Source organism: Streptomyces sp. BE20 (assembly GCF_036322525.1).
Classification (GTDB): Bacteria; Actinomycetota; Actinomycetes; order Streptomycetales; family Streptomycetaceae; genus Kitasatospora.
Genome location: NZ_JAQYWW010001203.1, coordinates 102,471 through 127,501 on the forward strand (window position 1 = coordinate 102,471; position 25,031 = coordinate 127,501).

The window sequence follows — 25,031 nt, forward strand, 5'->3', positions numbered from 1 at the left end:
GTACGCGGCAGTCGAGCCGTACCCGCCCGCTCGTGCGGTCCTGCGGCCCCTCCCCCCACTCCTCCCCACGCCGCGCGGCCCCGCCGTGGCACGGAAGCCCCGTGCCCGGGAGCGGGCCTGCCCGCCGAGCCTCCGATCGGAGACCACGAACACCATGCGTTCCCTTCCCTCCCGCCGTATCGCCGCCGTCGCCCTCACCGCCGCCACCTCCGTGGTGGTCCTGGCCGGCCCCGCCTTCGCCCATGTGACCGTGAACCCCGGCAGCGCCGAGCAGGGCGGTTACACCGCCGTCGACTTCCGGGTGCCGAACGAGAACGACGCGGCCGGCACGGTGAAGCTGGAGATCAACCTCCCGCTGGACCACCCGCTGGCCTCCGTCCGGACCCAGCCGCTGCCCGGCTGGACCACCGCCGTCGAGAAGGCCAAGCTCGACAAGCCGATCAAGGTGCACGGCAACGACGTCAACGAGGCCGTCTCCAAGATCACCTGGACCGCCGACGCCGGTGTGAAGATCGCCCCCGGCCAGTTCCAGGAGTTCCGCGTCTCGCTCGGCCCGCTGCCGACCGACGCCGACAAGCTGGTCTTCAAGGCGCTGCAGAGCTACGAGAACGGCGACATCGTCCGCTGGATCGACGAGGCCAAGGACGGCCAGCCGGAGCCGGCCAAGCCCGCGCCGGTGCTGAAGCTCACCAAGGCCGCCTCCGCCGACAGCCACGGCGTGACCGCCACCGCCTCCCCGACGGCCGCCGCCGACGGCCACGGGCACGGCGAATCCGGCGCCAAGGACGAGGCCGCCGCCGACTCCGGGTCGAGCGACTCCACCGCCCGGGTGCTGGGCGTCGTCGGCATCGTGGTCGGCGTGATCGGCACCGCGTTCGGCATCCTCGGCCTGCGCCGCAAGAGCAGCGGCCCGGCCTCCTGACCCCAGCACCGGCGGGGCCGTACCCGCCGCAGGCCGTACCCGTGACCCGCGTCCCGGGTACGGCCCCGCCGGTGATCCACCGCGCACGATCGGACCCTCCCATGCCTCGTACCCACCGCACCGCCCGTCCCGCCCGCACCGCCCGGATGGCCGGCGCCGTCGCCGTCGCGCTGGCCGCCGCACTCACGCTGACCGCCTGCGGATCCGACGGCGGTTCCCCCGGCCCCGCCAAGGTCAACAAGCTGAAGGCCGACTCGCCCTACCAAGGCACCGTGCTCGGCAAGAACTTCGAGAAGCCGGACCTCCAGCTGACCGACACCGCCGGCCAGCCGTACGACCTGCGCAAGCAGACCAGCGGCAAGGCCACCCTGCTGTTCTTCGGCTACACCAGCTGCCCGGACGTCTGCCCGACCACCATGGGCGACATCGGTGTGGCGATGAAGGCGCTCGGCACCGAGGAGCGGCAGAAGGTCAACGTCGTCTTCGTCTCCACCGACCCGCAGCGCGACACCCCGCAGGTGCTGCGCACCTGGCTCGACTCGATGGGCAGCGACTTCATAGGCCTCACCGGCGACCTCGCCAAGGTGAAGACGGCCGCCAGGGCGCTCGGCATCATGATCGAGGACCCGGTGGTCAACGGCGACGGCACCGTCACCTCCACCCACGGCGCCCAGGTGCTGGCCTTCCTGCCCTCCGACGACAAGGCGCACGTCCTCTACCTCAGCGGCACGGAGGAGAAGATCTTCGAGCACGACCTGCCGCTGCTCGCCAGGGGGGTCGCCGCATGAAGGGCTCCGACCGGCCCGCCGTCCGCCGCGCCACCGGGACCCGCACCGCCGTCGGCTTCCGCCGGACGGCGCTCGCCGGGGCGGTGCTGGCGACGGCACTGGGCGGCGGCGCCTTCCTGGTCGCCTGCGGGACGGGCGACCGGGGCGGCGACGGCGGCGCGGTGTCCGGCGGACCGGCCCGGCTGAGCGTCGCCGACTCCTACATCCCGCTGCCGCCGGCCGGCGGGATGGCGGCGGGCTACCTGACGGTGCGCAACGACGGCGGCGAGCAGGACGAGCTGGTCAAGGTCTCCAGCCCCGGCGCCGGCTCGGTCACCATGCACCGCTCCACCGCCACCACCATGGAACAGGTCGAGAAGCTGCCCGTCCCGGCGCACGGCGCGCTGCAGCTCGCCCGGGGCGGCACCCACCTGATGATCACGGACTGGCAGAAGTCACCCGCCCTGGGCGACGAGCTCGAAATCGACCTGACCTTCTCCCGGACGGGCACCATCTCGGTCAAGGTGCCGGTCAAGGAACTCACCTACCGCCCCGGCCAGCAGTAAGGGATCCACGAGATGCTGAAGGCCGTGCTGCCACCGCTCCTCGGACGCCGGATCGCCGGACTGCTCGGCGTACTCGGCGCGGTGCTCGCGCTGATGCTCGCCGGCGCCGGACCGGCCGCCGCGCACGCCACCCTCCAGACCACCGACCCGGTGCAGAACGCGGTGCTCCCCACCGCGCCGCAGGCCGTCACGCTGACCTTCAGCGAAGCCGTCTCGCTCTCCGGGGACTCGGTACGGGTGCTCGACCCCGCCGGCAAGGCGGTCGACGCGGGCGGCCCCGTCCACGCGGACGGCAAGGACAACACCGCCCGGGTCGGGCTGAACGGCGGGCTGGCGAACGGCACCTACACGGTCGCCTGGCGGGCCGTCTCGGAGGACTCGCACCCGATCGGCGGAGCGTTCACCTTCTCCATCGGCGCCCCCTCCGCCACCACCGTCTCCACCGCCGCGCTGCAGAGCGCCGAGGCGGACGACGTGGTCGCCGCGCTCTACGGCACCGGCCGGACCGTCGCGTACGGGGCGTTCGCGCTGCTCGTCGGCGCCGCCGGGTTCGTGCTGGCCTGCTGGCCCGCCGGTGTGGCCCGACGCCCGGTCCAGCGGCTGCTGATGACCGGCTGGGTGGCCCTGCTGGTCTCCACCGTCGCGGTGCTGATGCTGCGCGGCCCGTACGAGCGGGGCTCGGGGCTCGCGAAGGCCTTCGACCTGTCCCTGATCCGCGCCACGCTGGACGAGCGGATCGGCACCGCGCTGGCGGCCCGGCTGCTGCTGCTCGCGGCGAGCGGGGTCTTCCTGTCGCTGCTGGTCGGCCACCTAGGCCAGCCGGCCGCGCGCCCGGCGGGCGCCGGGACGGCGCAACCGGCGGAGCCGACGGACGGCGGGCCCGCCGGGTCGGACGAGGACCTGGAGGAGGCCGAGCTGCGGGAGCTGGAGCAGCGGATCGCCGAACGACCGCAGCGCGAGGCCCGGTTGGGCCTCGGCGTGGCCGGACTGGTGCTCGCGGTCGCCCTCTCGGCGACCTGGGTCGGCGCCGACCACGCCTCGGTGGGCATCCAGGTCTGGCTGGCGCTGCCGCTCGGCATGCTGCACCTGATCGCCATGGCGCTGTGGCTCGGCGGCCTGGCCGCGATGCTGGTCGGCCTGCGCGAGGGAATCGGCGCGGACGTCGCCGACCGGTTCTCGAAGATCGCGCTCGGCTCGGTCGTCGTGCTCGCCGGCACCGGGGTCTACCAGTCCTGGCGGGGCCTCGGCACCTGGGGCGCGCTGACCGGCACCGAGTACGGGCGGCTGCTGCTGGTGAAGAGCGGCTTCGTGGTCGCCATGCTCGGCGTCGCCTGGTTCTCCCGCTCCTGGCTGGCCCGGCTGCGGGCCACCCCCGCCGAGGCGTCGGCCGTCCTGCTCCCGGCCCCCGTCCCGGCCGCCGGCCTGGCGGAGGGCGCTGCGGACGGCACCGTGGAGGGCGCCGCCGGGGCGTCGGCCGCCGACGACCCGGTCCGGCAGGCCCAGCTGGCGCGGCAGCGGGCCGCCCGGGAGAACGCCGGCCGGGACCGCGGACTCACCCCGAACCGGGCCGGGCTGCGCCGGTCGGTGCTGGTCGAGGCCGGCGTCGCGGTGGCCGTGCTGGTGGTCACCACGATGCTCACCAACTCGCCGCCCGGGCGGGTGGCGGGCGAGATCGCGGGCGGCGGCACCGCACCGGTGCCCGGCGGCGCGGCACCCGCGACCGGCGCGCCGGCACCGCAGACGGTGCCCGGCCGGACCACGGAGCTCAAGCTCCCGTACGACACCAAGGGCCGGACGCCGAACGCCAAGGGCACCGCGACCGTCACCCTCAACCCGGCGCGGACCGGGTCCAACGAGGTGCACCTGAAGCTGGACGGCGCCGACGGGCAGCCGGTCGAGGTGCCGGAGGTGGAGCTCGCCTTCACCCTGCCGGACCGCGACCTCGGCCCGCTCACCGTCCCGCTGACCGCCGAGGGCACCGGGCGCTGGGCCGGCACCGCGCAGCTGCCGCTGACCGGGAACTGGGTGGTGTCGGTGCTGGTCAGATCCTCCGACATCGACCAGACCACCGAGATCAAGCAGCTGAAGATCGGTTAGATCGGACCATCGCCATGGAGAGCACCAACAGCACCAACAGCACCAGGAGCGCCGAGAGCGCCAGGGACAACGGGGCCGCCGGGAACGGCGGGAACGCGGGTGCCGCCGGGAGCGACACCGTCGGGGCCGCGCCCGCGGCCGGCGCCGGCCTCACCCGGCGGACGCTGCTGGGGACGGCCGGGGCCGGCCTGGTGGTCGGGGTAGGCGCGGGCGCCGCCGGGGCGGTCGCCCTGGACCGCTCCGGCCCGGGGGACGCCGCGCCGTCCGGACCGGAGGGCGCGGCCCCCGCCCTCGGCCCGGCCCGGGTGCCGTTCCACGGCGAGCGCCAGGCGGGCATCCTCGAACCGCAGCAGGCACGGGTCCAGCTGGCCGCCTTCGACCTGGCCGACGGCGCCGGCCGGGACGGGCTGCGCTCCCTGCTCCGGCGCTGGTCCCGGACGGCCGCCCGGCTCGCCGCCGGCGAACCGGCCGACGAGTTCGAGAACCAGGTCGCCCTCGACGCCGGGCCCTGCTCGCTCACCGTCACCTTCGGCTTCGGCGCCGGCCTGTTCGACAAGGCCGGGCTGGCCGACCGCCGCCCGGCCGGGCTGGAGCCGCTGCCCGCCTTCCCTGCCGACGCCCTCGACCCGGCCCGCGGCGACGGCGACCTGTTCGTCCAGATCGGCGCCGACGACGCGCTGGTCGCCGTCCACGCCCTGCGGGTGCTCCAGCGCCAGGCGGCCGGCACCGCGGCGCTGCGCTGGCAGGCGTCCGGCTTCGCCCGGACGCCCGGGGCCACCCCGCGCCCGATGACCGGCCGCAACCTGATGGGCCAGATCGACGGCACCAACAACCCCAAGCCCGGCGAGGAGGGCTTCGCCGCCAAGGTGTTCTGCGCCGCCGGCGGCGACCAGCCGGCCTGGCTCGCCGGCGGATCGTTCCTGGTCTTCCGGCGGATCCGGATGCTGCTGGACAACTGGGAGGCGCTGCCGGTCGACCGGCAGGAGCGGGTGATCGGACGGCGCAAGACGGACGGCGCCCCGCTCGGCGCACCCGCCGGCGCCGTGGAGTCCACCCCCGTGGACCTCGGCGCGCAGGGACCGGACGGTTCGCTGGCCGTCCCGGCCGACGCGCACATCCGGGTGGCGGCGCCGGCCGCCAACGGCGGGGCCGCCATGCTGCGGCGCGGCTTCTCGTACCACGACGGCCTGTCGTCCGACGGGGCGCCGGACGCGGGGCTGCTCTTCCTCGCCTTCCAGGCCGACCCCCGCAAGGGGTTCACCCCGGTCCAGCGCAAGCTGGCCCGGGGTGACGGTCTCTCCCGCTTCCTGCGGCACGAGGCGAGCGGGCTGTACGCCGTCCCGCCGGGGGCGCCGGAGGGCGGCTACGTCGGGCAGTCCCTGGTGGACTGACCGGCCCCGGCCTACCACTGCGCCGCCCACGGAGCGAAACGCGATCGTGGGCGGCGGGCGGAGTGACTAAGGTGACTCCTTTCGGCAGTCCGCCCCGCAGGGCGGGCCGCCGGCCCCCGGAGGCCCGCCGTTCGACGGCGGTCCGCCGGTTCACGGCAGTCCACCGCGCCGGTCGCCCGACGCACGGCCGCCCCTTCTCCCCGCACGGTCCCCTTGTCCCCTTGGAGGCGTCATGTCGGCAACCCGCTACACGTACCTCGGGCCGGCGGGCACCTTTACCGAGGCGGCCCTGCGCACCCTGCCCGAGGCGGCGACCCGGGAACTGGTGCCGATGAACTCGGTGCAGCTGGTCCTGGACGCCGTTCGCGGCGGCGAGGCGTCGGGCGCGTTCGTGCCGATCGAGAACTCGGTCGAGGGTGCCGTGACGGCGACCAACGACGAGCTGGCCGCCGGCGCGCCGCTGATGATCTACCGCGAGGTGCTGCTGCCGATCACCTTCGCGCTGCTGGTCCGGCCCGGCACCGGGCTGTCCGACATCAAGACCGTCACCAGCCACCCGGTGGCCCAGGCCCAGGTCCGCCGCTGGCTGGCCGCCAACCTGCCGGACGCGCACTGGGAGGCGGCGGCCTCCAACGCCGACGGCGCCCGGCTGGTCGCCGAGGGCCGCTACGACGGCGCCTTCGCGGGCGAGTTCGCCGCGCCGATCTACAGCCTGGACCCGCTGGTCAAGGACATCGTGGACGCGCAGAGCGCGACCACCCGCTTCGTCCTGGTCGGCCGGCCCGGCCGGGTCTCCTCGCCGACCGGCGCGGACAAGACCTCGATGGTGGTCTGGCTGCCGGACGACCACCCGGGCGCGCTGCTGGAGCTGCTCCAGGAGTTCGCGGTGCGCGGGGTCAACCTGATGCGGATCGAGTCCCGGCCGACCGGTGAGGGGCTCGGCAACTACTGCTTCCTGATCGACTGCGAGGGACACCTCAGCGACCGCCGGGTGGCCGAGGCGATGATGGGCCTCAAGCGGATCTGCCCGCAGGTGCGCTTCCTCGGCTCCTATCCGCGCGCCGATCAGCAGGTCTCCCGGCACCAGCGGCCGGGCACCACGGACGCGGATTTCAGCGCGGCGTCCGACTGGCTCTCCCGCTGCCTCGACGGCCGCGGCGACATCTGAACGTCGGCTTTTATCTCCCTGTCCTTTTCCGACCGTTTTCGACAGGGTCCGGAGGCCGGTGCGGGTGACCGCACCGGCCGTCCGTCGACCGCCCGCCGCTTGTCCACAGGCCGGCCGTCGCGGTAACGCGCTTGTCCACAGGGGTGTGCGCTGTCCACAGCCGAAAGTTATCCACAGGTCTGGGGATGAGTCGACAAACCGGTATAGCCACTGCAGGTATCGGTCGGATCATCGGTTTGCGTCGCAGAGATGACTAATCCGACCAGAGTCACCCGGGTGCCAGCAAATCACCCGTCCGAGCGGTTCAATTCCCTCCCCCGGGAAGGTCAAGTGAGGTTTGAAACCTCAATTCCCAGGTTCGACTCACCGCCCACCGAGGCCACTCCGCCATCCACAGGCAGGCCGGCGAGCCTGTGGATAACTTTCCGCCGAACGGTTCCGCACAGCAGTTATCCACAGGTCGGCGCGAGTTATCCCCAGGGGAAAACCGGTACCGGTGGACGGGCCCCCGCCCGGTAGGCTTGGGCCCGTGATTGACCTTCGCCTGCTCCGTGAGGACCCTGACCGAGTGCGCGCCTCGCAGCGCGTCCGAGGCGAGGACGTCGACCTGGTCGACGCCCTCCTCTCCGCCGACGAGCGCCGCCGGTCCTCGGGCACGCGCTTCGACGAACTGCGCAGTGAGCAGAAGTCGCTCGGCAAGCTGGTCCCCAAGGCCCAGGGCGACGAGAAGGCCGCCCTGCTCCGGCGCACCAAGGAGCTGGCCGCCGAGGTCAAGGCCGCCGACGCCGAACAGGCCGGGGCCAAGGACGAGGCCGAGCGCCTGCTCCGCTCGCTGGCGAACCTCATCGACCCGGCCGCCCCGGTCGGCGGCGAGGAGGACTTCGTCACCCTGGAGGAGATCGGCACCCCGCGCGACTTCGCCGCCGAGGGGTTCGAACCGCGCGACCACGTCGAGCTGGGGCAGATCCTCGGCGCGATCGACACCGAGCGCGGTGCCAAGGTCGCCGGCGCCCGGTCGTACTACCTGACCGGCCCCGGCGCGCTGCTGGAACTCGCCCTGGTCAACATGGCGATCGCCCAGGCCACCGCGGCCGGCTTCACCCCGATGATCACCCCGGCCCTGGTCCGCCCGGCCGCCATGGACGGCACCGGCTTCCTCGGCCAGGCCGCCGAGAACGTGTACTTCCTGGAGGGCGACGACCGGTACCTCGTCGGCACCAGCGAGGTCCCGCTCGCCGCGTACCACATGGACGAGATCATCGACGCGGACAAGCTGCCGCTGCGCTACGCCGGGTACTCGTCCTGCTTCCGCCGCGAGGCCGGCACCTACGGCAAGGACACCCGCGGCATCATCCGCGTCCACCAGTTCGAGAAGGTGGAGATGTTCGTCTACACCACTCCCGAGGACGCGGAGAGCGAGCACCGCCGGCTCCTCCAGTGGGAGAAGGACTTCCTCAACGCCCTGGAGCTGCCGTACCGGGTCATCGACGTCGCCTCCGGCGACCTCGGCTCCTCGGCCGCGCGCAAGTTCGACATCGAGGCGTGGATCCCCACCCAGGGCAAGTACCGCGAGGTCACCTCGACCTCGAACACCACCGAGTACCAGTCCCGCCGTCTCAGCATCCGCATGCGCGAGGAGGGCAAGGTCCGCCCGCTGGCCACGCTGAACGGCACCCTGGTCGCCGTCCCGCGCACCATCGTGGCGATCCTGGAGAACCACCAACAGGCCGACGGCTCGGTCGTGGTCCCGGAGGCGCTCCGGCCGTACCTCGGCGGGCGCACCGTCCTGGAGCCCGTCAAGTAGCACCCCGCGGCACGGTGCCGGGGCGCACATCGCCCCGGCACCGCGGACCGCAGGACGACCGTCGTCCCGCAGGAGCGCGGCACCTCAGGCGCAGCGGCCCCGCAGGACGGCAGGACCAGCAGCACAGCACCGCGGGTCGGCGGAACACCGCGGTGACACCCGAAGCAACTCCCGGGAGACGTACGGCCCATGAGCACCACCAGCCCCAGCCCCGTCTCCCCCGCCGACGGCGGCGGCCTGCCCTTCCGGCTGGTCGCGACCGACCTCGACGGCACCCTGCTGAGCAGTGCGGAGACGGTCTCCGCGCGCACCCGCGCCGCGCTGGCCACCGCCACCGGTGCCGGGGCGCTCCACATCATCGTCACCGGCCGCTCGGCCCCCTGGGCCCGCCCGGTCTTCGACGAGATCGGCTACCGGGGCATAGCGGTCTGCGGCCAGGGCGCCCAGGTCTACGACGCGGGCGCGCACAAGCTGCTCACCTCGCTCACCCTGGACCGGCAGGTGGCCGCGCTGGCCATCGCCAAGATCGAGGCGGAGACCGGCCCGCTGGCCGTCGCCGCCAACCAGGACGGTCTGGAGGGCGCCGTCCTGGCCGGCCCCGGGTACCAGCTGCAGATCGGCTCCGACCTGCCGGTCGTCCGGGCCGCCAAGGACGAGCTGCTCACCGCCCCGATCTCCAAGCTGTACATCCAGCACCGCAGCCTGACCGACGACGCCCTCGCCGAGGCCGCCCGCCGCGCCGCGGGCGATCTGGTCGGCGTGGTGATGGCCGGTGCGGGCATCGTCGAACTGCTGCCGGTCGGTCTCTCCAAGGCCACCGGGCTGGCCGTCGCCGCCCGGCGGCTCGGCGTGACCGCCGCCGACACCATCGCCTTCGGCGACATGCCCAACGACGTGCCGATGTTCGGCTGGGCCGCGCACGGCGTCGCCATGGCCAACGCGCACCAGGAGCTGCTGGCGGTCGCCGACGAGGTCACCGTGAGCAATGACGAGGACGGCGTCGCGGCCGTGCTGGAGCGTCTCTACCCGTTGGGGTGAACTCCGCTGCCGGGCCTCCCGGTTCAGCCGTTGGAGTGAGCCGTGACGGCGAACCGGCGGGTCGGACCGGCGCGGCCGGGTTCGGCGGCCGAGCGGCACCGGAGAAGTTTGTATGCTCCCAGGGTTGCCGCTTCCGCCGCTGAGAGGTCCGCGCCATGTCAGGCCAGTGGAGCGAGAGCCTGCCGGAACCGGGCGGGCGACGGCGCGCCGACGGAGGCGTCCGGACCGACCGGTCCGAGGAGGGGCCCGGCCGCGTGCCGGCACCGCGCCCCGGCGGCCGGGCCGAGGCCCGTCGGGCCGCCCAGAGCAGGGGCACTCCCGGCAAGACCGCCCAGCGCAGCACCACGCAGGGCAGCGGCGTCCAGGGCGGCACCGTTCAGGGCATCGGTGTCCAGGGCGGCGGCGTCCAGGGCCGGCCCGGGCGGGTCGGCCCCGACGGGTGGACCGGAGGCCGGCCGGGCCGGGACGCCCGGCCGGAGGGACCGCGGAACACCCGCCGGCACCCCGCCCGAAACGCGCGGCGCGGCGCCCGGCGGATCATCGCCTGGTCGGTGGCCGGGGTGCTCGTCGTCCTGGCCGGTGCAGGCAGCGCGGTGTACTACAAACTGAACGGCAACATCCGCTCGTTCGACCCGGACGCCATCGCCACCGACCGTCCGCCCGCGCCGGCCCCCGACGCCCACGGCAACCGGCCCGTCAACGTGCTGCTGATCGGCTCCGACTCGCGCGCCGGACGGAACAGCGACCTCGGCGGCGGCAACGAGGGCGGTGCCCGCTCCGACACCACGATCCTGCTGCACGTCTACGCCGACCACCGGCACGCGGTGGGCATCTCCATCCCGCGCGACGCCCTCGTGACCGTCCCCCGGTGCCGGCTCCCGAACGGGAAGTGGACCAAGGAACAGCCCGGACAGATGTTCAACTCGGCCTTCTCGGTGGGCAACACGGAGTCCGGCAACCCGGCCTGCACGCAGAACACCGTGGAGAAGCTCACCGGCATCCGCGTCGACCACACGATCGAGGTCAACTTCCAGGGATTCGCCGCGATGACCGGGGCGGTCGGCGGGGTCGACGTCTGCCTGCCCAACGACATCCACGAGGGGAACATCAACCCCGGCCTGGGCCGGAAGGGCAAAGTGGTGCTCGCCAAGGGCCGCCAGCGGGTCTCCGGCCAGCAGGCCCTGGACTACGTCCGGCTGCGGCACGGCATCGGGGACGACTCCGACATCGGCCGGATGAAGCGTCAGCAGGCTTTCCTGTCCTCACTGCTGGCCAAGATCAAGAGCCAGGGCCTGAGCCCCGGAACGCTGCTGCCGCTGGCCGACGCGGCGACCCGGTCGATGACCGTGGATCCGGGGCTCGACTCGGCGGCCAAGCTGGTGGACTTCGCCCTCTCGCTGCAGGACATCGACCTGCACGACGTCAAGTTCCTGACCACGCCGTGGCGTTACAACGGCGCACGGATCGACCTGGTCCACCCGGCGGTCGACAGCCTGTGGAACACCCTCCAGGCCGACCGGACCATCGACGGCCAGGACGCCACCGGCCGGCAGGACGACGCACCCGGCTCGCCGTCCCCCGAGGCATCCTCCCCCGCGGCGTCGCCCTCGCCCTCGCCGCTCACCACCGAGGGCCCGCCGATCCGGGTCGCGGTCCTCAACGGCACCACCGCCCCCGGCCTGGCCGCCCGGGCCGCCGAGACGCTCCGGGCGGCCCGGGTCACCGTCACCGGGGTGCGCAGCGCGAGCAACACCGCCCGGGCGACCACCACGGTCGAGTACGGGACCGGACAGCGGGCCGGTGCGGAGAAGGTCGCCGCCCTGTTCCCGGGCGCGGCGGTGACGCCCGGTCAGGCGGCCGGGATCAGCGTGCTGCTCGGCCGGGACTACGCCGCCGGTGCCGCCGCCTCGGCGTCCGCGTCCGCATCCGCCGGCGGTTCGCCCGGTGCCCCGGTCCCGCTGCCCGCCGAGGTGGTCAACGAGGCCCGGTCCGGCGACGACGACATCTGCGGCAACGTCTCCTACGGCTGACCCCCGGCCCGTCCGGGGCCGGGGGTCAGGTCAGGTCGGGTCGGGTCAGCGGCTCAGACCTGGCCTGGCCTGGCCTGGCCTGGCCACCGTACCGACGGGATCAGAGCGCCGAGCGGATCCAGCCGTCGACCAGCGCGGTGAGGTCCTGGTCGGCCTGGCCGTGGTCGATCGCGTGGGTGCGGATCACGTCCCCGCCGCCCCCGAACAGCCCGCCGCGCTTGTCCGCCTCCAGGACCACCTCCACCCGGTGGGCGGTGGTGACGAAGCTGACCTCCAGCGAGTTGCAGGCGTGCGCGTACTGCGGCGCCGAGGAGTACTCGATCTCCTGGTAGAAGGGCAGCGTCTGAGCGGTGCCGCGGATGTGACCGGCCTCCAGGTCGGCCGAGCGGAACCGGAAGCCGAGCTGGAGCAGCGAATCCAGGATGCGGCGCTGGGCCGGCAGCGGCTCGACCTCCAGCGGGTCGGAGTCGCCCTTGTCCAGCGCGCCCGCGATGTCGACCTCGGTCCGCACGCCCAGCTGCATGCCGTGGAGGCGCTGCCCCGCGATAGTGGTGACCGGCGTCTCCCACGGCACCTGGGCGGCGAACGGGACGGACCGGTTCTCGCCCGGGGCCAGCTTCAGCGGCTGGGTCACCGAGAAGCGGGCGAACGGGTACAGCCCGGTGCTCTCGCCCTCCTCGTGCTCGACCTCCACCCGGGCGACCAGCGTCAGCGTGATCCCCCGGATGTCGGCCTCCACCGTCCCCCCGGTCAGCTCGACCGTCCCTTGCAGGGTCCCACCGGGCTGCACGACCGGCGTGGTCAGAACGGTGTCGACGCCGGGACCGCCGACGCCCAGGGCACCGAGCAGCTTCTTGAACACCATGCGGACGCTCTCCTCGAATCAGGGGTGTGGACCGGCTCCGTCATACCAGACCACCGGTAGGGCCGGCCTCAGGGGCCGCTCGTTGTCGGCCCCGGCCGCCTGGCCGGGGCCGAACGCCGGACGCACGGTTCCACCGCCACGGGGGCAACCACCCGAGCGCCCGGGTACGTCATATCTTCGTCACGCCCGTTCGTCGTCGACACCAGGGGGAGCCTGGCGGACCCCGCGTCGAGGACGGCACGACCACGTATCCACCCGGCGCCAACTTCATGCCTGGAGGCCGTCCTTGATCGCCAGCACGCCCGTAGCGCGATGGTACTGGGGTGAACCCGGACACCGGACCGACCTGGTGGGCGAGGCCGTACGCCGGTTCGTCCTGGCCCTGCGGGCCCTCGACCGGCACCGGCTGGGGACCCCGTGCCTGGGGCGGGTGGCCGTGTCCGTTCCGCAGCCGGGTCGCCGGAACTTCCTGGTCCGGTCGGACTTCCGGGTCGGCGCACTCGCCGTGGTGGACTCGGGGGCTCCCGAGTCGCTGACGGCGCAGATCAAGGCGGCTCTCGCCCCCGGCGAGATCGGCACCGTCGAACTGTTCGCGTCGTGCGACGGCATCGTGGAGACCGGCCGCGGCGCCCGGGCGGCGGAGGGGTTGTTCACCCTGGGGGCGGAGGCGTCCGAGGGGTTCTTCAACGTGGGACTCACGACGCACTCCGACGCCTGGCTGCCGTTCGACCTCCGCGGGCGCGGCCAGGACGCGGTGTTCGCCGCGAACGGCCCCCGCCTCGCCTCGGCCCTGGCGGAGATCTCCGCGGCACTGGGCCTGGAGGTCGGCCCCGACGACGCGACCTGGTTCGCCGTTCCGACCGGGACGGGGGCCGAGAACCGGTTCGAGGACGCCGACGGTTCGCCCTCCGACGTGTGGGGGCGGTTCGAGATCCCCTACCGGAACGGGAACTCGAACCGGACCCCGCGCGACGGGGCCTGATCGGACGGGCCGGGGCGGCACCGGGGACCGGGCCCGGCGGCTCCCGGCCCCGTCGCCGGGCCGGGCCCGGGCCCGAGGTCGCCGACCGCGTCGGCCGCGCGACCTCGCCGACCTCGCCGACCTCGCCGACCGGGTGTGCCGGTTCGGACGCAACGGTTCCCCCGGCGTTCATCCCCAGTTGTAGGATGACCGGGCAAGCAGTTGTAGGATGACCGATGACCGGCTCCCCCAGGGCAGCCGCAGACCGGGGAGGAACCGCCGTGACCAGTGCGAACAGCAGCAACGACACGCTGCAGACCGCCGGGCGGCGCTCCCTCGTGGACACCGCGATCGAGCAGCTGCGCGAGCAGCTGAGCTCCGGTGTCTGGCCGGTCGGGTCGCAGATCCCGACCGAACACGAACTCGCCGAGCGGCTGGGCGTCGGACGGAACACCGTCCGGGAGGCGATCCGGGTGCTGGCGCACGCGGGCATGCTGGTCTCCCGTCAGGGCGAGGGCACCTTCGTGCGCTCCACCAGTGACCCGGCGTCCGTCCTGCGCGGTGTCCAGCGCTCCGGCGTCCGCGACGTCCTGGAGGTCCGGGCCGCGCTGGAGGCCGAGGGCGCCCGGCTGGCCGCGCTGCGGCACACCCCCGAGGACATCGTCCGGATGCGGGCCGCGCTGGCCCGTGAGGTCGAGGTGATCGCGGCGCACCCCGAGCGGGCCGGCCGCGAGGCGACCGTCGAGCACGACCTGGAGTTCCACACCGCCGTCGTCGAGGCCGCGCACAACCCGGCGCTGGCCGAGGTGTACCGCTACTTCGGCGCCTCGGTGCGCGAGTCGATGCGGACGGCGTTCGGCGACCACGAGATGCCGGAGGTGGTCGTCGCCACCCACGAGGCGCTGGTGGACGCGATCGAGAGCGGTGACCCGGACCGCGCCGAAGCGGCCTGTCGCGCGCTGCTCGCCGAGCCGACCGCGGCCGTCGAGCAGCTCCTCGCCGCCATCGCGGCCCGGAAGTAAGCGGCCCCGAGCCCCTCCGCGCACGCCCCTTCCGCCCTCCGCGTTCCCGCCCCTCGGCATCCCGCCCTTCGGCATTCCCGGAACCGTTTCCCGAAAGAGCAGCACGCCCCATGGCCGTCACCCGTGCCCAGCAGCCGGTGGTCACCACCTCCTCCGCGCTCCCCGTCCGCAGCCGGCTGGCCCACCCCGCGCTGCTGCTGACCGGCATCCTGCTGGTCGCCCTGAACATGCGCGCCTGCCTGGCGGCGGTGTCCCCGATGGTCGGGGAGATCCAGCGCACCTTCGGGCTGTCCGCCACCGCGAGCGGTCTGATCACCACCGTGCCGGTGCTCTTCCAGGGCGTCGGCGCGCCGCTCACCCCCCGGCTGACCCGGCGGTTCGGCACCGAGCGGGTGGTGCTGGGCGCGGTGCTCGTGCTCGGCGCGGGCGTGCTGCTGCGGGTGCTGCCCTCGGTGTCCGCGCTGTACGCCGGGTGCGTGGTGATCGGCGTGGCCATCGCCGTGCTGAACGTCTCCATGCCCGGCCTGGTCAAGCGTGAGTTCCCGGGCAGGGCCGCCGCGATGACCGGCGTCTACTCGACCACCATGCTGGTCGGCGCGACGCTCGCGGCCGGTACGTCGGTGCCGTTGGAGCACGTGCTCGGAGGCGGGTGGCAGGCCTCGCTCGGCGCCTGGTCGCTGCTCGCCCTGGTCGCCGCGGTGGCCTGGCTGCCGCAGGTGCTGCGGGCGCGGGCCGGCCGGACGGCCGCCGCCCCGACGGGTCCCTCGGCGGTGACGGCGACCGCGAGGGCAACGGCGACCGCGACGGCTGCGACCGGCCCGGGTTCGGCGAACCGGCCGATCGAGGGAATCTGGCGCTCGCCGCTGGCCTGGCAGATCAGCCTCTTCATGGGCATCTCGTCGCTGCTGGTCTACACCCTGGTCGCCTGGATGCCGACCGTCCTGGCCGACCAGGGGATGGACCGCGGCGAGGCCGGCCTGGTCTTCGCCTACTCCAACCTGGTGCAGGTGGTCGGTGCCTTCCTCGTCCCGCTGATGGCCGGCCGGATGACCAGCCAGCGGGCGCTCGCCCTCGTGATGGCCGTGCTGAACGGGGTCGGCATCGCCGTCCTGCTGATCGCGCCGGTGCCGGGCGCGTGGGTGGCGGCCACCATCCTGGGCGTCGCCCAGGGCGGTTCGCTCGGCCTCGGGCTCGCCTTCATCGTGCTGCGGACCGACAGTGTCGCCGGAGCCGCCCAGCTGGGCGGGATGTCGCAGGCGATCGGCTACCTGGTCGCCGCGGCCGGTCCGGTCGGTGCCGGCGCCCTGCGCCAGCTGACCGGCGGCTGGACCGTGCCGCTGGCGCTGATGCTGGTGCTGGTCACCGTGGTCGCCGCCGCCGGCTGGGGCGCCGGACGCAACCGCACGCTCTGAGGCGACCGCACGGTCCGCGACGGCGGCCGCACGAGGGTCGGCCCCGGCAGCAGCTGCCGGGGCCGACCCCGTCCTCGCTCCGCTTCCGTCGCTCCGCCCGGCCCGGGGCCCGGCGTGCGTCGCCCTCCCGGGCTACTCCTCGCTCGCCAGGGTCAGCCCGGCCAGCCGCACCGAGGCGAACACCGCCGCCGCCACGGTGGCCACCAGCAGCAGCGGCACGGCCACGCCGAGCGCCACGTCCGCAGTGATCGCGCCCTCCTCGGCCACCGCCTTGGCCACCGACAGCCCCCACTGCTGGACGCTGAGCGTCCGGGCGCCCTCGACGAAGTTGCCGATCAGCGACTCCCAGACCAGCGCGTACGCCAGGCCGGCCACCACCGCGTGCCGGGTGACCACGCCGAGCAGCAGGAACAGCGCGCTGTACGCGGCCCCGGCCACCAGCGTGGCCACGGTGTAGCCGACCGCCAGGCCGTCCCGGGTGCCGTACAGCAGCAGCCCGGCGAGCAGCGTCGGGACGGCCGCGAAAACCCAGGTGGTACCGATCGCCACCACCAGCTTGGTGGTGATGATCTTCCAGCGGGGCAGCGGCTTCGCCAGCAGGTAGACGATCGAACCGTCGTCGATCTCGGTGGCGATGGCGCCGGTGCCGACGACCAGGCCGAGGATCGGCAGCAGGGTGCCGAGGCCGAGCTGGCCGAGGATCTTGACGGTCAGGTCGTGCTTGTCCCCGCTGGCGCCGGCGGCGATCGCCGAGACGAGCAGCAGCAGGGCGGGGACCACCAGCAGCAGCAAGCCGCGGCGGCGGCCCAGCAGGCCGCGCAGCGTCAGCCTGGCGACGGTCGGGTTCATGGTGGGTCGGCCTTCCTGGGGTCCGTGTGGGTCCGGTACGGCGTGCGGTTCGGCGTGCGGTTCCGGTTCAACGTGCGGTTCCGGTTCACGCGTCCGGATCCGGCTGCGGAGCCGGGTGCGGCTGTGCGTGCGGCTCCGGGCCGGTACGCCGGGGGCTAGGCGGAGACGAGGTACGAGAAGACGCTCTCCAGCGACTCGTCCGCGGGCGCCACGGTGTACAGCCGGATGCCCGCCTGCTGGGCGACCTTCGGCAACAGGGTGGTGAACCCCTGGAAGTTCACCGCCTGGATGCGCAGCGCCTTCTCCTGGAGGTCGAGCTCGATGCCGGCCGTCGACGGGTCGGCGATGAGCGCCGACGCCAGCCGGCGGTCGTCGCTGGAGCGGACCAGGTAGCGGTGCGGGCGGTCGGTCATCAGCCGGCGGATCTTCCGGAAGTCGCCGGAGGCGGCGTGCCGCCCGGCCACGACGACCTCGATGTGCCGGGCCAGCTGCTCGACCTCCTCCAGGATGTGCGAGGAGAACAGCACCGTGCGGCCGTCCGCCCCGAACCGGCGCAGCAGCTCCATCAGCTGGAGCCGCTGCCGCGGGTCCATCCCGTTGAACGGCTCGTCGAGCAGCAGCACGGCGGGGTCGTGGACCAGGGCCGACGCCATCTTGACGCGCTGCTTCATGCCCTTGGAGTAGGTGCCGGTCTTCCGCTCCTGCGCGTACTCCATCTCGACCAGGGCCAGCGCCTTGCGGGCGGCGGCACCCGGGTGGGGGAGTCCGTGCAGTTCGGCGTTGGCGAGCACGAACTCCCAACCGGTGAGGTAGTCGTACATCGACTCCCGCTCGGGGACGAGCCCGATCTGGCGGTACACCTCCTGGTTGCGCCAGATCGGCGCGCCGTCCAGGGTGACCGCCCCGGTGGAGGGAGCGAGGAATCCGCTCATCATGTGGATGAGGGTCGACTTCCCGGCACCGTTGGGACCGAGCAGACCCGTGACACCGGGACCGATCGCCATGCTGACGTCGTTGACGGCGACCACGTTCCCGAACCAGCGGGAAACCTTGTCGATGGTGATGGTGGCCATGGCGCCCTCTCAGATACTCGGTTGATCAGATGCCGCGGTAGCGGCGCAGCAGCAGCCGGTACGAACCCGCGACCATCACGGCGGCGACGGCGGCGAAGACGACCACACCCAGCCCGCCCGGCGCGTGCAGCCGCTCGGGACCGCTGCCGAGGTCGAACACCTGGTTGGTCAGGCTCTCCACGAGCGCTCCCGGCGAGAGCAGCGCGGCCCACTGCGCGGAGTCCGAGGCTCCTCCGTCGGCGGTGGTGCCGCTGATCCCGATCACGATCGCGACGACCACCGTGCTCACCGCCAGGTAGCCCATGATCGCGGCCACCCCGAAGCCGCGCCGCGGCGTGGCGGCGGCGATGACCACCGCGATCGAGGTCGGCACCAGCGCGTACAGGACCGCCGCGGTCAAGCCGTACAGGAAGTGCTCGGTCTCGTGGCCGAAGCTCAGCCCGCTCAGCAGCGCACCGACGTACAGCACCAGCAACGGCACCAGCATCAGGAGCAGTTGGGCGCAGACCATCGCGGCGTACTTGGCCCGGACGTAGTCGGCGCGGGTGATCGGGCGGGAGAAGTACAGCGGCACGGTGTGGTGCCGGAGGTCCCGCGAGAACAGCACCGGCGCCTGCGAGGCGAGGAAGATCGAGACCACCAGCCCGACCCCGCTCAGGTACTCCGCGTAGTCCATCGACAGCTTGTCCTGCCTGGCCACGACGGTGATCACGACGATCATCACGGCGGGCACGGCGGCCGCGCCCAGCACGAGCATCGGCAGCACCTTGGACTTGCCCGACCGCCCGAGGCCGTACGCGGCGCGCAGGCTCTGGGTGAAGAGCGAGCGCGTGGCGTACGCCCGGCCCAGCCGGGGGCCTGCGTAGCCCCGGTAGCCGATGTCGTGGATGACTCCGGTGTCGGTCGGCCTGGTGTCAGGAGACAGCGACATCTGCGGTACCCCCCTCGTTCTGCCGGCGGTCGCCGCCGGCCGGTGCCCTGTTCGCGACGCCGTCCGCATCGCCGTCGGCGCCATTGCCCGCGCCGCCGTCCGTGAACAGCTCGGCCACCCGGTGGCGGCGCTGCTCCAGCCGGACCAGCCCCAGGCCGAGGCCCGCGACCGCGTCCCGGATGGTGTCGTACGTGTCGTCACCGGCCAGCCGGACCAACAGGATCCGCGCCCCCTCCGTCTCCACCGCGAGCCCGGCCGCGGCCAGCCGCGCGCGCACGGCGGCGCTCGCGTCCAGCCCCGCGTCCTGCGGGTGGTCGGTCACCTCGACCGCCAGGGTGGCCGTCGCACCGGTGAAGGAGGCCGTCGACGAGGACCGCAGCAGCTTGCCGCCGTCGATGATCACCAGGTGGTCGCAGGTCCGCTCCAGCTCACCCAGCAGGTGGGTGGTGACCAGCACCGAGATGCCGAAGTCGGTGTGCACGCGGCGGATCAGCGCCAGCATGTCGTCCCGGCCGACCGGGTCCAGCCCGTTGGTGGGCTCGTCCAGCAGCACCAGCTTCGGGTCGTGCACCAGCGCCTGCGCCAGCTTGACCCGCTGCTTCATGCCCGTCGAGTAGCCGCCCATCGGCCGGTAGCGCTCCTCGTACAGCCCGACGTGCCGCAGCGTGTCCGCCGTCCGCTCGCGCGCCGCGGCGGCGGGCAGCCCCGCCATCCGCGCCATGTGCACCACGAACTCGGTGGCCGACACGTCCGGCGGCAGGCAGTCGTGCTCCGGCATGTAGCCGACCTGCTCGCGGATCTCCGAGCCCTGGGTGGCGATGTCGAGACCGAGCACCTGCCCGGTCCCCGAGGTCGCCGGGGCCAGCCCGAGCAGGATCTTGATGAGTGTGGACTTGCCCGCCCCGTTCGCCCCCACCAGACCGACCACCCCGGGCTCAACCTCTACGGTGAGCTGATCGAGGGCGGTGACCCGGGGGAACCTCTTGGTGAGGCCGTCCGTCTTGATGACAGTGGACACGTGGCCCAACGTAGTGCGCACCCGCCACCGGGGCCATGAGCTCCGATGACGAGCCTGTCTGCTGCTGCGGTATGACACCCGGGCCGTCGTCCCCTAGGGGATCCGCGCGGACCCCGCCCGCGGAGCCACCGGCCGGCTCCCCCGGCACGCGGGATCGGCCAGTGGCCGTCGGGTCCTTCGGACGCGCGGTCAGCCGAGCTGGGCGAGGCCCTCGGTGGCGATCCGCTCGAACACCGCCGGGTCGTTCTCGAAGATCGAGTCCGGCACCGGCCAGTGGATCACCAGCTCGGTGATCCCCAGCTCCCGGTACCTGCCCGCCCAGTCGACGAAGGCGTCCACCGAGGCCAGCGGCTTCTCCGCCGTGGACCCCTGGAGCAGCACCTTCTCCAGCTCAGCGGCGTCCCGCCCGGCCGCCTCGCAGGCCGCCCGGAGCTTCTCGACCTGCGCGGCGATCACGCCCGGCGCCTGCTCCACCGGCACGTCCGCCGGCCCGCGCGGGTCCCCGTACGTCACCCAGCCCTGCCCGTACTCCGCCGCCAGCCTCAGCCCGCGCGGTCCGGTCGCCGCCACGTAGAACGGCACCCGCGGCGTCTGCACGCAGCCGGGGATGTTCCGCGCCTCGACCGCCGAGTAGTACGTACCCTCGCGGGTCGTGGCATCGGTGCGCAGCAGCTCGTCCAGCAGCGGCAGGAACTCCCCGAACCGGTCCGCCCGCTCCCGCGGCGACCACGCCTCCTGGCCGGTCGCCGTCGCGTCGAAGCCGGTCCCGCCGGCCCCGATCCCCACGGTCAGCCGCCCGCCCGAGACGTCGTCGACCGTGATCAGCTCCTTCGCCAGCGTCACCGGATGCCGGAAGTTCGGCGAGGTGACGAGGGTCCCCAGCCGGATCCGCTCGGTCGCCGTGGCCGCCGCCGTCAGCGTCGGCACCGCGCCGAACCACGGTTCGTCCCGGAACGACCGCCACGACAGGTGGTCATAGGTGTACGCGGCATGGAACCCGAGGTCCTCGGCCCGCCGCCAGATCTTCTGCCCCTCACTCCACCGGTGGATGGGGAGGATCACCGTGCTCAGTCGCATACCCGGGACCCTATGCGGCCGACAGCGTTCCGGCGGTGTGCCCCCAGTCAAGAGGGCAGGGGTAGGCCGGTTGTCGCCAAGGTGCTCCGAAGGCGGCTGCGGAAGCCCGCAGGTCTCGCCTGATCTCCTCGGGGTTGCGGACCGGGCTTCGGTCTCCCGCGAGTCCCCGTTCGGGTGACATTCTGGCGGACGCGTCAGCGGTAGGAGACCATGAAGTACGGTTCCGTACGCCGTCGTGTGAGCCATGGGAGGTGCCGACGTGTCCTACGAGCCGAAGCTCGCTGCCGCGCTGTCCGGCGCCACCATGCGGCAGCTGTCCCACTGGCGCAGGGCCACAGGTCCGCGTGGCGCCGTCCTCGTGCCGGAAATCTCCGACTCCCGGCCGATCCTCTACTCCTTCCGGGACGTTGTCGCGCTTCGCATCTGCGTGAGGCTTCGGGAGGAAGCGTCGCTCCAGAAGATCCGCCGTGCTCTGGGCACCTTGCGCGACGATCTCGATGAACGTGAGCATCTGTCCAGCTACCGGCTCGTGGCCGGCGACAGCACGATCTACTTGGCGGATCCGGACCACGCCGTCGACCTCGTGGGCAAGCGGGGCAACGTGGTCATCCACGAGATGGTCGACGTCCTTCGGCCGTTCTATCGAGACGGCCGGAAGATCCCGGACCTGCTGCGTCCCAGGAATCATCTGTCCGTCGATCCCTCCGTTCGGGGTGGTGAGCCGGTCATCGAAGGAACGCGGATCCCCGCTTCGGAGGTCGCGGCTCTTCTGAGGGATGGCATCGGACCGGAGTCGATCAGGGACTTCTACCCCGGCGTCACCCCCGAAGCTGCTCGTGACGCGGCCGACTTCACCGACTATGTCGACAGTTACTCGGACGACGGCCCCCGGCAGGTCACCACTTGAAGATCCTGCTCGACGAGAACGTTCCCGTGCCATTGGCTCATATGGCTCGCTTGCTACTCAAGCAACACGAGCTTCAGCACGTGGCAGAGATCGTCGGCTGGGCAGGCACCAAGGACATCGAGCTCTTCGCGCGGGCCGCCTCAGCCGGCTTCCAGGTCGTGATCACCAACGACACCAAGCAGATGGCTCGCCCCCTGGAAGTCGCGGCGATCGCCGAATCGGGGCTGCACCGGATCGAGTACCGGCACAATCACAAGCACGGTGGCCTCGTGGGCCTGGGCGCGGCTGTCGCCACCGTGTGCGCCGGCCTGCCGCATGCGTTGACCGAACTCGAACGCTCACCAGGCCAGCTTCTGATATCCCTCACCTCGATCGACCCGTCGCACCAGAGCCGATTGCGGATCGTGGACCCCTCCACGGTTCCTCCGAAGCACTGGCCCGCGTCCGGGAGTGCGTGAGGAGCAGTCGTCAGTGCAGTCATGCCAGGTCAGGCCGTGATGCATGAACGAGGCTTGACCGAGGCCACCAGGGTCCCCAGCCGAATCCGCTCCGTCGCCGCCGCAGCCGCCGTCAACGTCGGCACCGCGCCGAACCACGGTTCGTCCCGAAAGCTCCGCCAGCTCAAATGGTCGTACGTGTAGGCCGCGTGGAACCCGAGGTCCTCGGCCCGCCGCCAGATCTTCTGCCCCTCGCTCCACCGGTGGATGGGGAGGATCACCGTGCTCAGTCGCATACCCGGGACCCTATGCGCATCGGTTCCGCCTGGGCGTCAACGAGCGGTGCCGGGCTGATCACCGGCATCCTCACACACGATGTACTACAGTTGCCTCATGGATACACCGCGTCCTGGCAGGACCCGAGTCACCAGCGTCTCCCTGCGGGCCGAGACCCTGGAGGCGATCCGCGCCCGCGCCGGCAAGCAGGGCATCTCCTCGTACATCGAGGAGGCCGTACAGCGACAGCTCCAGCGAGAAGCCGTCGACGAGTACATCGAGGCCGCCGAAGCCGAGCACGGACCGGTCGATCCAGCCGACGTGGCGGCCAAGGCCGAGCGCATCCGCGCCTACCACGCCGCCCACCGCGGCGAATCCTCCCCGGCGAACGCCGCGTGAGCGGCACGCTCGTTCTTGACAGCGAGGCTCTCTCCAAGCTTTCCCGGCGGCATAGAGACATGACTGTGTGGCTGGACGTCGCCCGCACGCTGGATCTTCTGGTGGTGACGAGCGCGGCGACGTTGGTGGAGGCGCGCGACCCCAAGGTGCCGCAGGCGGCGTTCGACCACGCGGTCTCCCTCGCCAAGGTGCGGCCCGTCACGGAGGAGATTTCACGGGCGGCGAGCAAGCTCCTGGCAGCCGAGGGGCTTCACGGCCACAAGTACGCCATCGACGCGATGCTCGCGGCCTCCGCTCACGTGGAGCACGGCGACGTGACGGTGGTGACCAACGATGTCGATGACCTGCGCCGCCTGTGCCACCGCCGTATCGCGGTCCAGCAGATCTGACCGATCGGACCGGCTTGGCATGCCTGAAGCGGCCCTGCGGTCGCATTCTCGCAGCTCAGCCCGTGATACGTGAACGAGGCTTGACCGAGGTGACCAGCGTGCCGAGGCGGATCCGCTCGGTCGCCGTGGCCGCCGCCGTCAGCGTCGGCACCGCCCCGAACCACGGCTCGTCCCGGAACGACCGCCACGACAGGTGGTCATAGGTGTACGCGGCATGGAACCCGAGGTCCTCGGCCCGCCGCCAGATCTTCTGTCCTTCGGCCCACCGGCGGATGGGCAGGATCACGGTGCTCAGACGCATGCCAGGCGTAGCGGAGCCTGGCTGTTCCGCTGGCTTCCCGCAGGTCAGACCATGACATGACTGCTGTTGTACGGAGTGAGGACGAGGCGTTGTTGCGAGGTCTGATCGAGCGAAGTTCCGAACTCAAGGGCGACCTCGTCGTCTTCGCCCGGAGCGCGCGCTTCGACCGGTGGTTGAACCCCCTCCTACTGGAGGCAGCGGGCCCCGAAGGGCAGTTGGACGAGGGCGCGGCGATCAGGATCATCGACCACTTCATCCTCCGGTACCGCTTGCCGGACGATTCGACCGTGGTGGACCGGTTCGTCGCCGGACGGCGGGACTTGACCGAGGCCGACCGGGCAATGCTGCTCGGCTGGCGTGACCCGGTCGAGGGCGTCTTCGAGGTCCGGTGCAAGGACGGGGACGCCGTCGTCCTGCTGAACCTGGTCGACGACCTGGAGTACCGCACGTACTCGAACGTCGGGCGGGCGGCGTTCCGGGGAGTGTCGAAGGGCGGATTCCTCCTCGCGTGCGTGGTGCCCGTCCACTCGGCAGACGGGACGTGGCTGATCTCCGGGGCGATGTCGTACTACCCCAGGTCCAGCGCCGCCGACATCGCCCGGGCCGCCCTGCAGTTGGCGACCGGCCACCCCGAACTGGTCTTCCGCAACCCCGAGAAGATCGAGCAGGGATGGGCGTCGATGCGGGAGGACCGGGCCGCGTTCATCTCGTTCTGCGGCAGCGACGAGCTGGTCCTTCCGCCGGCCGAGGTCGAAGAGCGTCTCAACGCCTACTACCGGCACCGCCAGGAGGCCGCCGTCGCCGAGCGGCCCGAGCGGGCCCGGGGCAGGCGGTTGCCGGGAATCGATCTGCCGGCCTTCTCACTGCCGCGAGCCCTCGCGGACTCGGACACGGTCGGCGTCATCTACGACGAGGTCGACGGACTCAATTTCTACGCCGACTACGGGATGCTGCGGAGCCTCTTCGGCGACCCGGCCCGCGCGGGTCGCCGTCAGTACCAGGACGTGCTGCGCGCCTACCTGCGCGAGGAGTCGATCGCGCCGCTGCCGATCCGCCGCTTGGCCGCTGCCCACCCGGAGACGGTCGACGCGGTGTTCCGGAAGCTGCTGCGAAAGCCCGGGTTCACCTGGAGCGAGCACGGTGAAGACCTGTTGCGCCGACGCAAGCCCTGGTACTACGAACGGGAGCCCCGTCCTGGCGTCTCAGTGATCGGCGAGCGCCTCGGCGAGCTCGCCGCCGGCACCGGACGGCAGAGGTTCACCAGGGCGCGGCGCCCCTCGACGCCCTCGTCGGGGTGAAATGCCGGCGCGCCCGATGCCAGTGCGACGTGA

At 72.7% G+C, this 25,031-nt stretch carries 23 protein-coding genes and 2 pseudogenes; 17 read left to right on the top strand and 8 right to left on the bottom strand.

The annotated features are described in order from the left end of the window. Positions 1–154: 154 nt before the first annotated feature. From PUR61_RS39095 to PUR61_RS39135, 9 genes are all read left to right on the top strand, one after another. Positions 155–922 (top strand): YcnI family copper-binding membrane protein, encoded by a 768-nt coding sequence (locus PUR61_RS39095; protein ID WP_329884683.1) that lies wholly within the window; start codon positions 155–157, stop codon positions 920–922. Between the two features lie 101 nt (positions 923–1,023). After that, positions 1,024–1,710: an SCO family protein gene (locus PUR61_RS39100; protein WP_329884684.1), complete on the top strand. Its 687-nt coding sequence runs from the start codon at positions 1,024–1,026 to the stop codon at positions 1,708–1,710. After that, positions 1,707–2,255, top strand: a complete 549-nt coding sequence (locus PUR61_RS39105; protein ID WP_329884685.1) for a copper chaperone PCu(A)C — start codon at positions 1,707–1,709, stop codon at positions 2,253–2,255. Before PUR61_RS39100 ends, PUR61_RS39105 begins: the two co-directional genes overlap by 4 nt. 12 nt (positions 2,256–2,267) lie before the next feature. Next, positions 2,268–4,352, top strand: a complete 2,085-nt coding sequence (locus tag PUR61_RS39110; protein WP_329884686.1) for a copper resistance CopC/CopD family protein — start codon at positions 2,268–2,270, stop codon at positions 4,350–4,352. 14 nt (positions 4,353–4,366) lie between these two features. Further along, a complete protein-coding gene (efeB, locus tag PUR61_RS39115) occupies positions 4,367–5,743 on the top strand; it encodes an iron uptake transporter deferrochelatase/peroxidase subunit (protein WP_329884687.1) in 1,377 nt (458 codons plus the stop codon). A gap of 232 nt (positions 5,744–5,975) precedes the next feature. Further along, on the top strand, positions 5,976–6,911 hold the full coding sequence (gene pheA, locus PUR61_RS39120; RefSeq protein WP_329884688.1) for a prephenate dehydratase: 936 nt from the start codon (positions 5,976–5,978) through the stop codon (positions 6,909–6,911). Positions 6,912–7,440: 529 nt separating this feature from the next. Next, positions 7,441–8,715 (top strand): serine--tRNA ligase, encoded by a 1,275-nt coding sequence (serS, locus tag PUR61_RS39125; protein ID WP_329884689.1) that lies wholly within the window; start codon positions 7,441–7,443, stop codon positions 8,713–8,715. Positions 8,716–8,904: 189 nt separating this feature from the next. Beyond that, positions 8,905–9,753 (top strand): HAD family hydrolase, encoded by an 849-nt coding sequence (locus PUR61_RS39130; protein WP_329884690.1) that lies wholly within the window; start codon positions 8,905–8,907, stop codon positions 9,751–9,753. Between the two features lie 155 nt (positions 9,754–9,908). Further along, positions 9,909–11,783: an LCP family protein gene (locus tag PUR61_RS39135; RefSeq protein ID WP_329884691.1), complete on the top strand. Its 1,875-nt coding sequence runs from the start codon at positions 9,909–9,911 to the stop codon at positions 11,781–11,783. A gap of 100 nt (positions 11,784–11,883) precedes the next feature. Here PUR61_RS39135 and PUR61_RS39140 read toward each other — a convergent pair whose 3' ends face one another. Beyond that, complete coding sequence (locus PUR61_RS39140) at positions 11,884–12,648, bottom strand: sporulation protein (protein ID WP_329884692.1); 765 nt, start codon at positions 12,646–12,648, stop codon at positions 11,884–11,886. Positions 12,649–12,934: 286 nt separating this feature from the next. Here PUR61_RS39140 and PUR61_RS39145 point away from each other — a divergent pair, with 286 nt between their 5' ends. From PUR61_RS39145 to PUR61_RS39155, 3 genes are all read left to right on the top strand, one after another. Continuing rightward, positions 12,935–13,630: a hypothetical protein gene (locus PUR61_RS39145; RefSeq protein WP_329884693.1), complete on the top strand. Its 696-nt coding sequence runs from the start codon at positions 12,935–12,937 to the stop codon at positions 13,628–13,630. Between the two features lie 260 nt (positions 13,631–13,890). Further along, positions 13,891–14,631 carry a FadR/GntR family transcriptional regulator gene (locus tag PUR61_RS39150; protein WP_329884694.1) on the top strand — a complete coding sequence of 247 codons (741 nt, stop codon included), beginning with the start codon at positions 13,891–13,893 and terminating at the stop codon, positions 14,629–14,631. A 110-nt stretch (positions 14,632–14,741) separates the two neighbouring features. Further along, positions 14,742–16,043 carry a CynX/NimT family MFS transporter gene (locus tag PUR61_RS39155; RefSeq protein WP_329884695.1) on the top strand — a complete coding sequence of 434 codons (1,302 nt, stop codon included), beginning with the start codon at positions 14,742–14,744 and terminating at the stop codon, positions 16,041–16,043. A 132-nt stretch (positions 16,044–16,175) separates the two neighbouring features. Here PUR61_RS39155 and PUR61_RS39160 read toward each other — a convergent pair whose 3' ends face one another. The 5 genes from PUR61_RS39160 to PUR61_RS39180 form a co-directional block, all read right to left on the bottom strand. Next, positions 16,176–16,892, bottom strand: coding sequence for an ABC transporter permease (locus PUR61_RS39160; protein WP_329884696.1), 717 nt, complete (start codon positions 16,890–16,892; stop codon positions 16,176–16,178). Between the two features lie 155 nt (positions 16,893–17,047). Further along, entirely contained in the window at positions 17,048–17,965 is a 918-nt protein-coding gene (locus PUR61_RS39165) for an ABC transporter ATP-binding protein (protein WP_329884697.1), read from the bottom strand. Between the two features lie 25 nt (positions 17,966–17,990). Next, on the bottom strand, positions 17,991–18,896 hold the full coding sequence (locus PUR61_RS39170; RefSeq protein WP_329884698.1) for an ABC-2 transporter permease: 906 nt from the start codon (positions 18,894–18,896) through the stop codon (positions 17,991–17,993). Then, positions 18,880–19,914 (bottom strand): ABC transporter ATP-binding protein, encoded by a 1,035-nt coding sequence (locus PUR61_RS39175; RefSeq protein WP_329884699.1) that lies wholly within the window; start codon positions 19,912–19,914, stop codon positions 18,880–18,882. Before PUR61_RS39175 ends, PUR61_RS39170 begins: the two co-directional genes overlap by 17 nt. A 189-nt stretch (positions 19,915–20,103) precedes the next feature. Then, positions 20,104–20,991, bottom strand: coding sequence for an LLM class flavin-dependent oxidoreductase (locus PUR61_RS39180; protein ID WP_329884700.1), 888 nt, complete (start codon positions 20,989–20,991; stop codon positions 20,104–20,106). Positions 20,992–21,250: 259 nt separating this feature from the next. Between PUR61_RS39180 and PUR61_RS39185 the strand changes: the two genes are divergently transcribed. Further along, entirely contained in the window at positions 21,251–21,898 is a 648-nt protein-coding gene (locus tag PUR61_RS39185) for a DUF433 domain-containing protein (RefSeq protein WP_329884701.1), read from the top strand. Further along, positions 21,895–22,356: a DUF5615 family PIN-like protein gene (locus PUR61_RS39190; protein ID WP_329884702.1), complete on the top strand. Its 462-nt coding sequence runs from the start codon at positions 21,895–21,897 to the stop codon at positions 22,354–22,356. The genes PUR61_RS39185 and PUR61_RS39190 overlap by 4 nt, the downstream gene beginning before the upstream one ends. 35 nt (positions 22,357–22,391) lie before the next feature. On the opposite strand, the pseudogene PUR61_RS39195 reads toward PUR61_RS39190, so the two are convergent. Next, a pseudogene (locus PUR61_RS39195) lies at positions 22,392–22,631 on the bottom strand (LLM class flavin-dependent oxidoreductase); the annotation flags it as partial. A 97-nt stretch (positions 22,632–22,728) separates the two neighbouring features. Here PUR61_RS39195 and PUR61_RS39200 point away from each other — a divergent pair. Both PUR61_RS39200 and PUR61_RS39205 read left to right on the top strand, forming a co-directional pair. Next, positions 22,729–23,010 (top strand): hypothetical protein, encoded by a 282-nt coding sequence (locus PUR61_RS39200; protein ID WP_329884703.1) that lies wholly within the window; start codon positions 22,729–22,731, stop codon positions 23,008–23,010. Continuing rightward, the gene (locus PUR61_RS39205) at positions 23,007–23,399 is read left to right on the top strand and encodes a type II toxin-antitoxin system VapC family toxin (RefSeq protein ID WP_329884704.1); all 393 of its coding nucleotides are present in this window, start codon (positions 23,007–23,009) and stop codon (positions 23,397–23,399) included. The genes PUR61_RS39200 and PUR61_RS39205 overlap by 4 nt, the downstream gene beginning before the upstream one ends. Before the next feature lie 61 nt (positions 23,400–23,460). Here PUR61_RS39205 and PUR61_RS39210 read toward each other — a convergent pair. Continuing rightward, positions 23,461–23,700: pseudogene (locus PUR61_RS39210) on the bottom strand (LLM class flavin-dependent oxidoreductase); the annotation flags it as partial. Positions 23,701–23,756: 56 nt separating this feature from the next. Between PUR61_RS39210 and PUR61_RS39215 the strand changes: the two are divergent. Further along, positions 23,757–24,998, top strand: a complete 1,242-nt coding sequence (locus PUR61_RS39215) for a hypothetical protein (RefSeq protein ID WP_329884705.1) — start codon at positions 23,757–23,759, stop codon at positions 24,996–24,998. The last annotated feature ends 33 nt before the right edge of the window (positions 24,999–25,031 follow it).

What these genes read in the sequence shown, in the direction of transcription:
- PUR61_RS39135 (WP_329884691.1), top strand. Translation starts at nt 9,909, where the DNA reads ATGTCAGGCCAGTGGAGCGAGAGCCTGCCGGAACCGGGCGGGCGACGG.
- PUR61_RS39215 (WP_329884705.1), top strand. Translation starts at nt 23,757, where the DNA reads ATGACTGCTGTTGTACGGAGTGAGGACGAGGCGTTGTTGCGAGGTCTG.
- PUR61_RS39140 (WP_329884692.1), bottom strand. Translation starts at nt 12,648, where the DNA reads ATGGTGTTCAAGAAGCTGCTCGGTGCCCTGGGCGTCGGCGGTCCCGGC.
- PUR61_RS39110 (WP_329884686.1), top strand. Translation starts at nt 2,268, where the DNA reads ATGCTGAAGGCCGTGCTGCCACCGCTCCTCGGACGCCGGATCGCCGGA.
- pheA (WP_329884688.1), top strand. Translation starts at nt 5,976, where the DNA reads ATGTCGGCAACCCGCTACACGTACCTCGGGCCGGCGGGCACCTTTACC.
- PUR61_RS39165 (WP_329884697.1), bottom strand. Translation starts at nt 17,965, where the DNA reads ATGGCCACCATCACCATCGACAAGGTTTCCCGCTGGTTCGGGAACGTG.
- PUR61_RS39155 (WP_329884695.1), top strand. Translation starts at nt 14,742, where the DNA reads ATGGCCGTCACCCGTGCCCAGCAGCCGGTGGTCACCACCTCCTCCGCG.
- PUR61_RS39095 (WP_329884683.1), top strand. Translation starts at nt 155, where the DNA reads ATGCGTTCCCTTCCCTCCCGCCGTATCGCCGCCGTCGCCCTCACCGCC.
- PUR61_RS39130 (WP_329884690.1), top strand. Translation starts at nt 8,905, where the DNA reads ATGAGCACCACCAGCCCCAGCCCCGTCTCCCCCGCCGACGGCGGCGGC.
- PUR61_RS39180 (WP_329884700.1), bottom strand. Translation starts at nt 20,991, where the DNA reads ATGCGACTGAGCACGGTGATCCTCCCCATCCACCGGTGGAGTGAGGGG.
- PUR61_RS39200 (WP_329884703.1), top strand. Translation starts at nt 22,729, where the DNA reads ATGGATACACCGCGTCCTGGCAGGACCCGAGTCACCAGCGTCTCCCTG.
- PUR61_RS39160 (WP_329884696.1), bottom strand. Translation starts at nt 16,892, where the DNA reads ATGAACCCGACCGTCGCCAGGCTGACGCTGCGCGGCCTGCTGGGCCGC.
- efeB (WP_329884687.1), top strand. Translation starts at nt 4,367, where the DNA reads ATGGAGAGCACCAACAGCACCAACAGCACCAGGAGCGCCGAGAGCGCC.
- PUR61_RS39105 (WP_329884685.1), top strand. Translation starts at nt 1,707, where the DNA reads ATGAAGGGCTCCGACCGGCCCGCCGTCCGCCGCGCCACCGGGACCCGC.
- PUR61_RS39170 (WP_329884698.1), bottom strand. Translation starts at nt 18,896, where the DNA reads ATGTCGCTGTCTCCTGACACCAGGCCGACCGACACCGGAGTCATCCAC.
- PUR61_RS39100 (WP_329884684.1), top strand. Translation starts at nt 1,024, where the DNA reads ATGCCTCGTACCCACCGCACCGCCCGTCCCGCCCGCACCGCCCGGATG.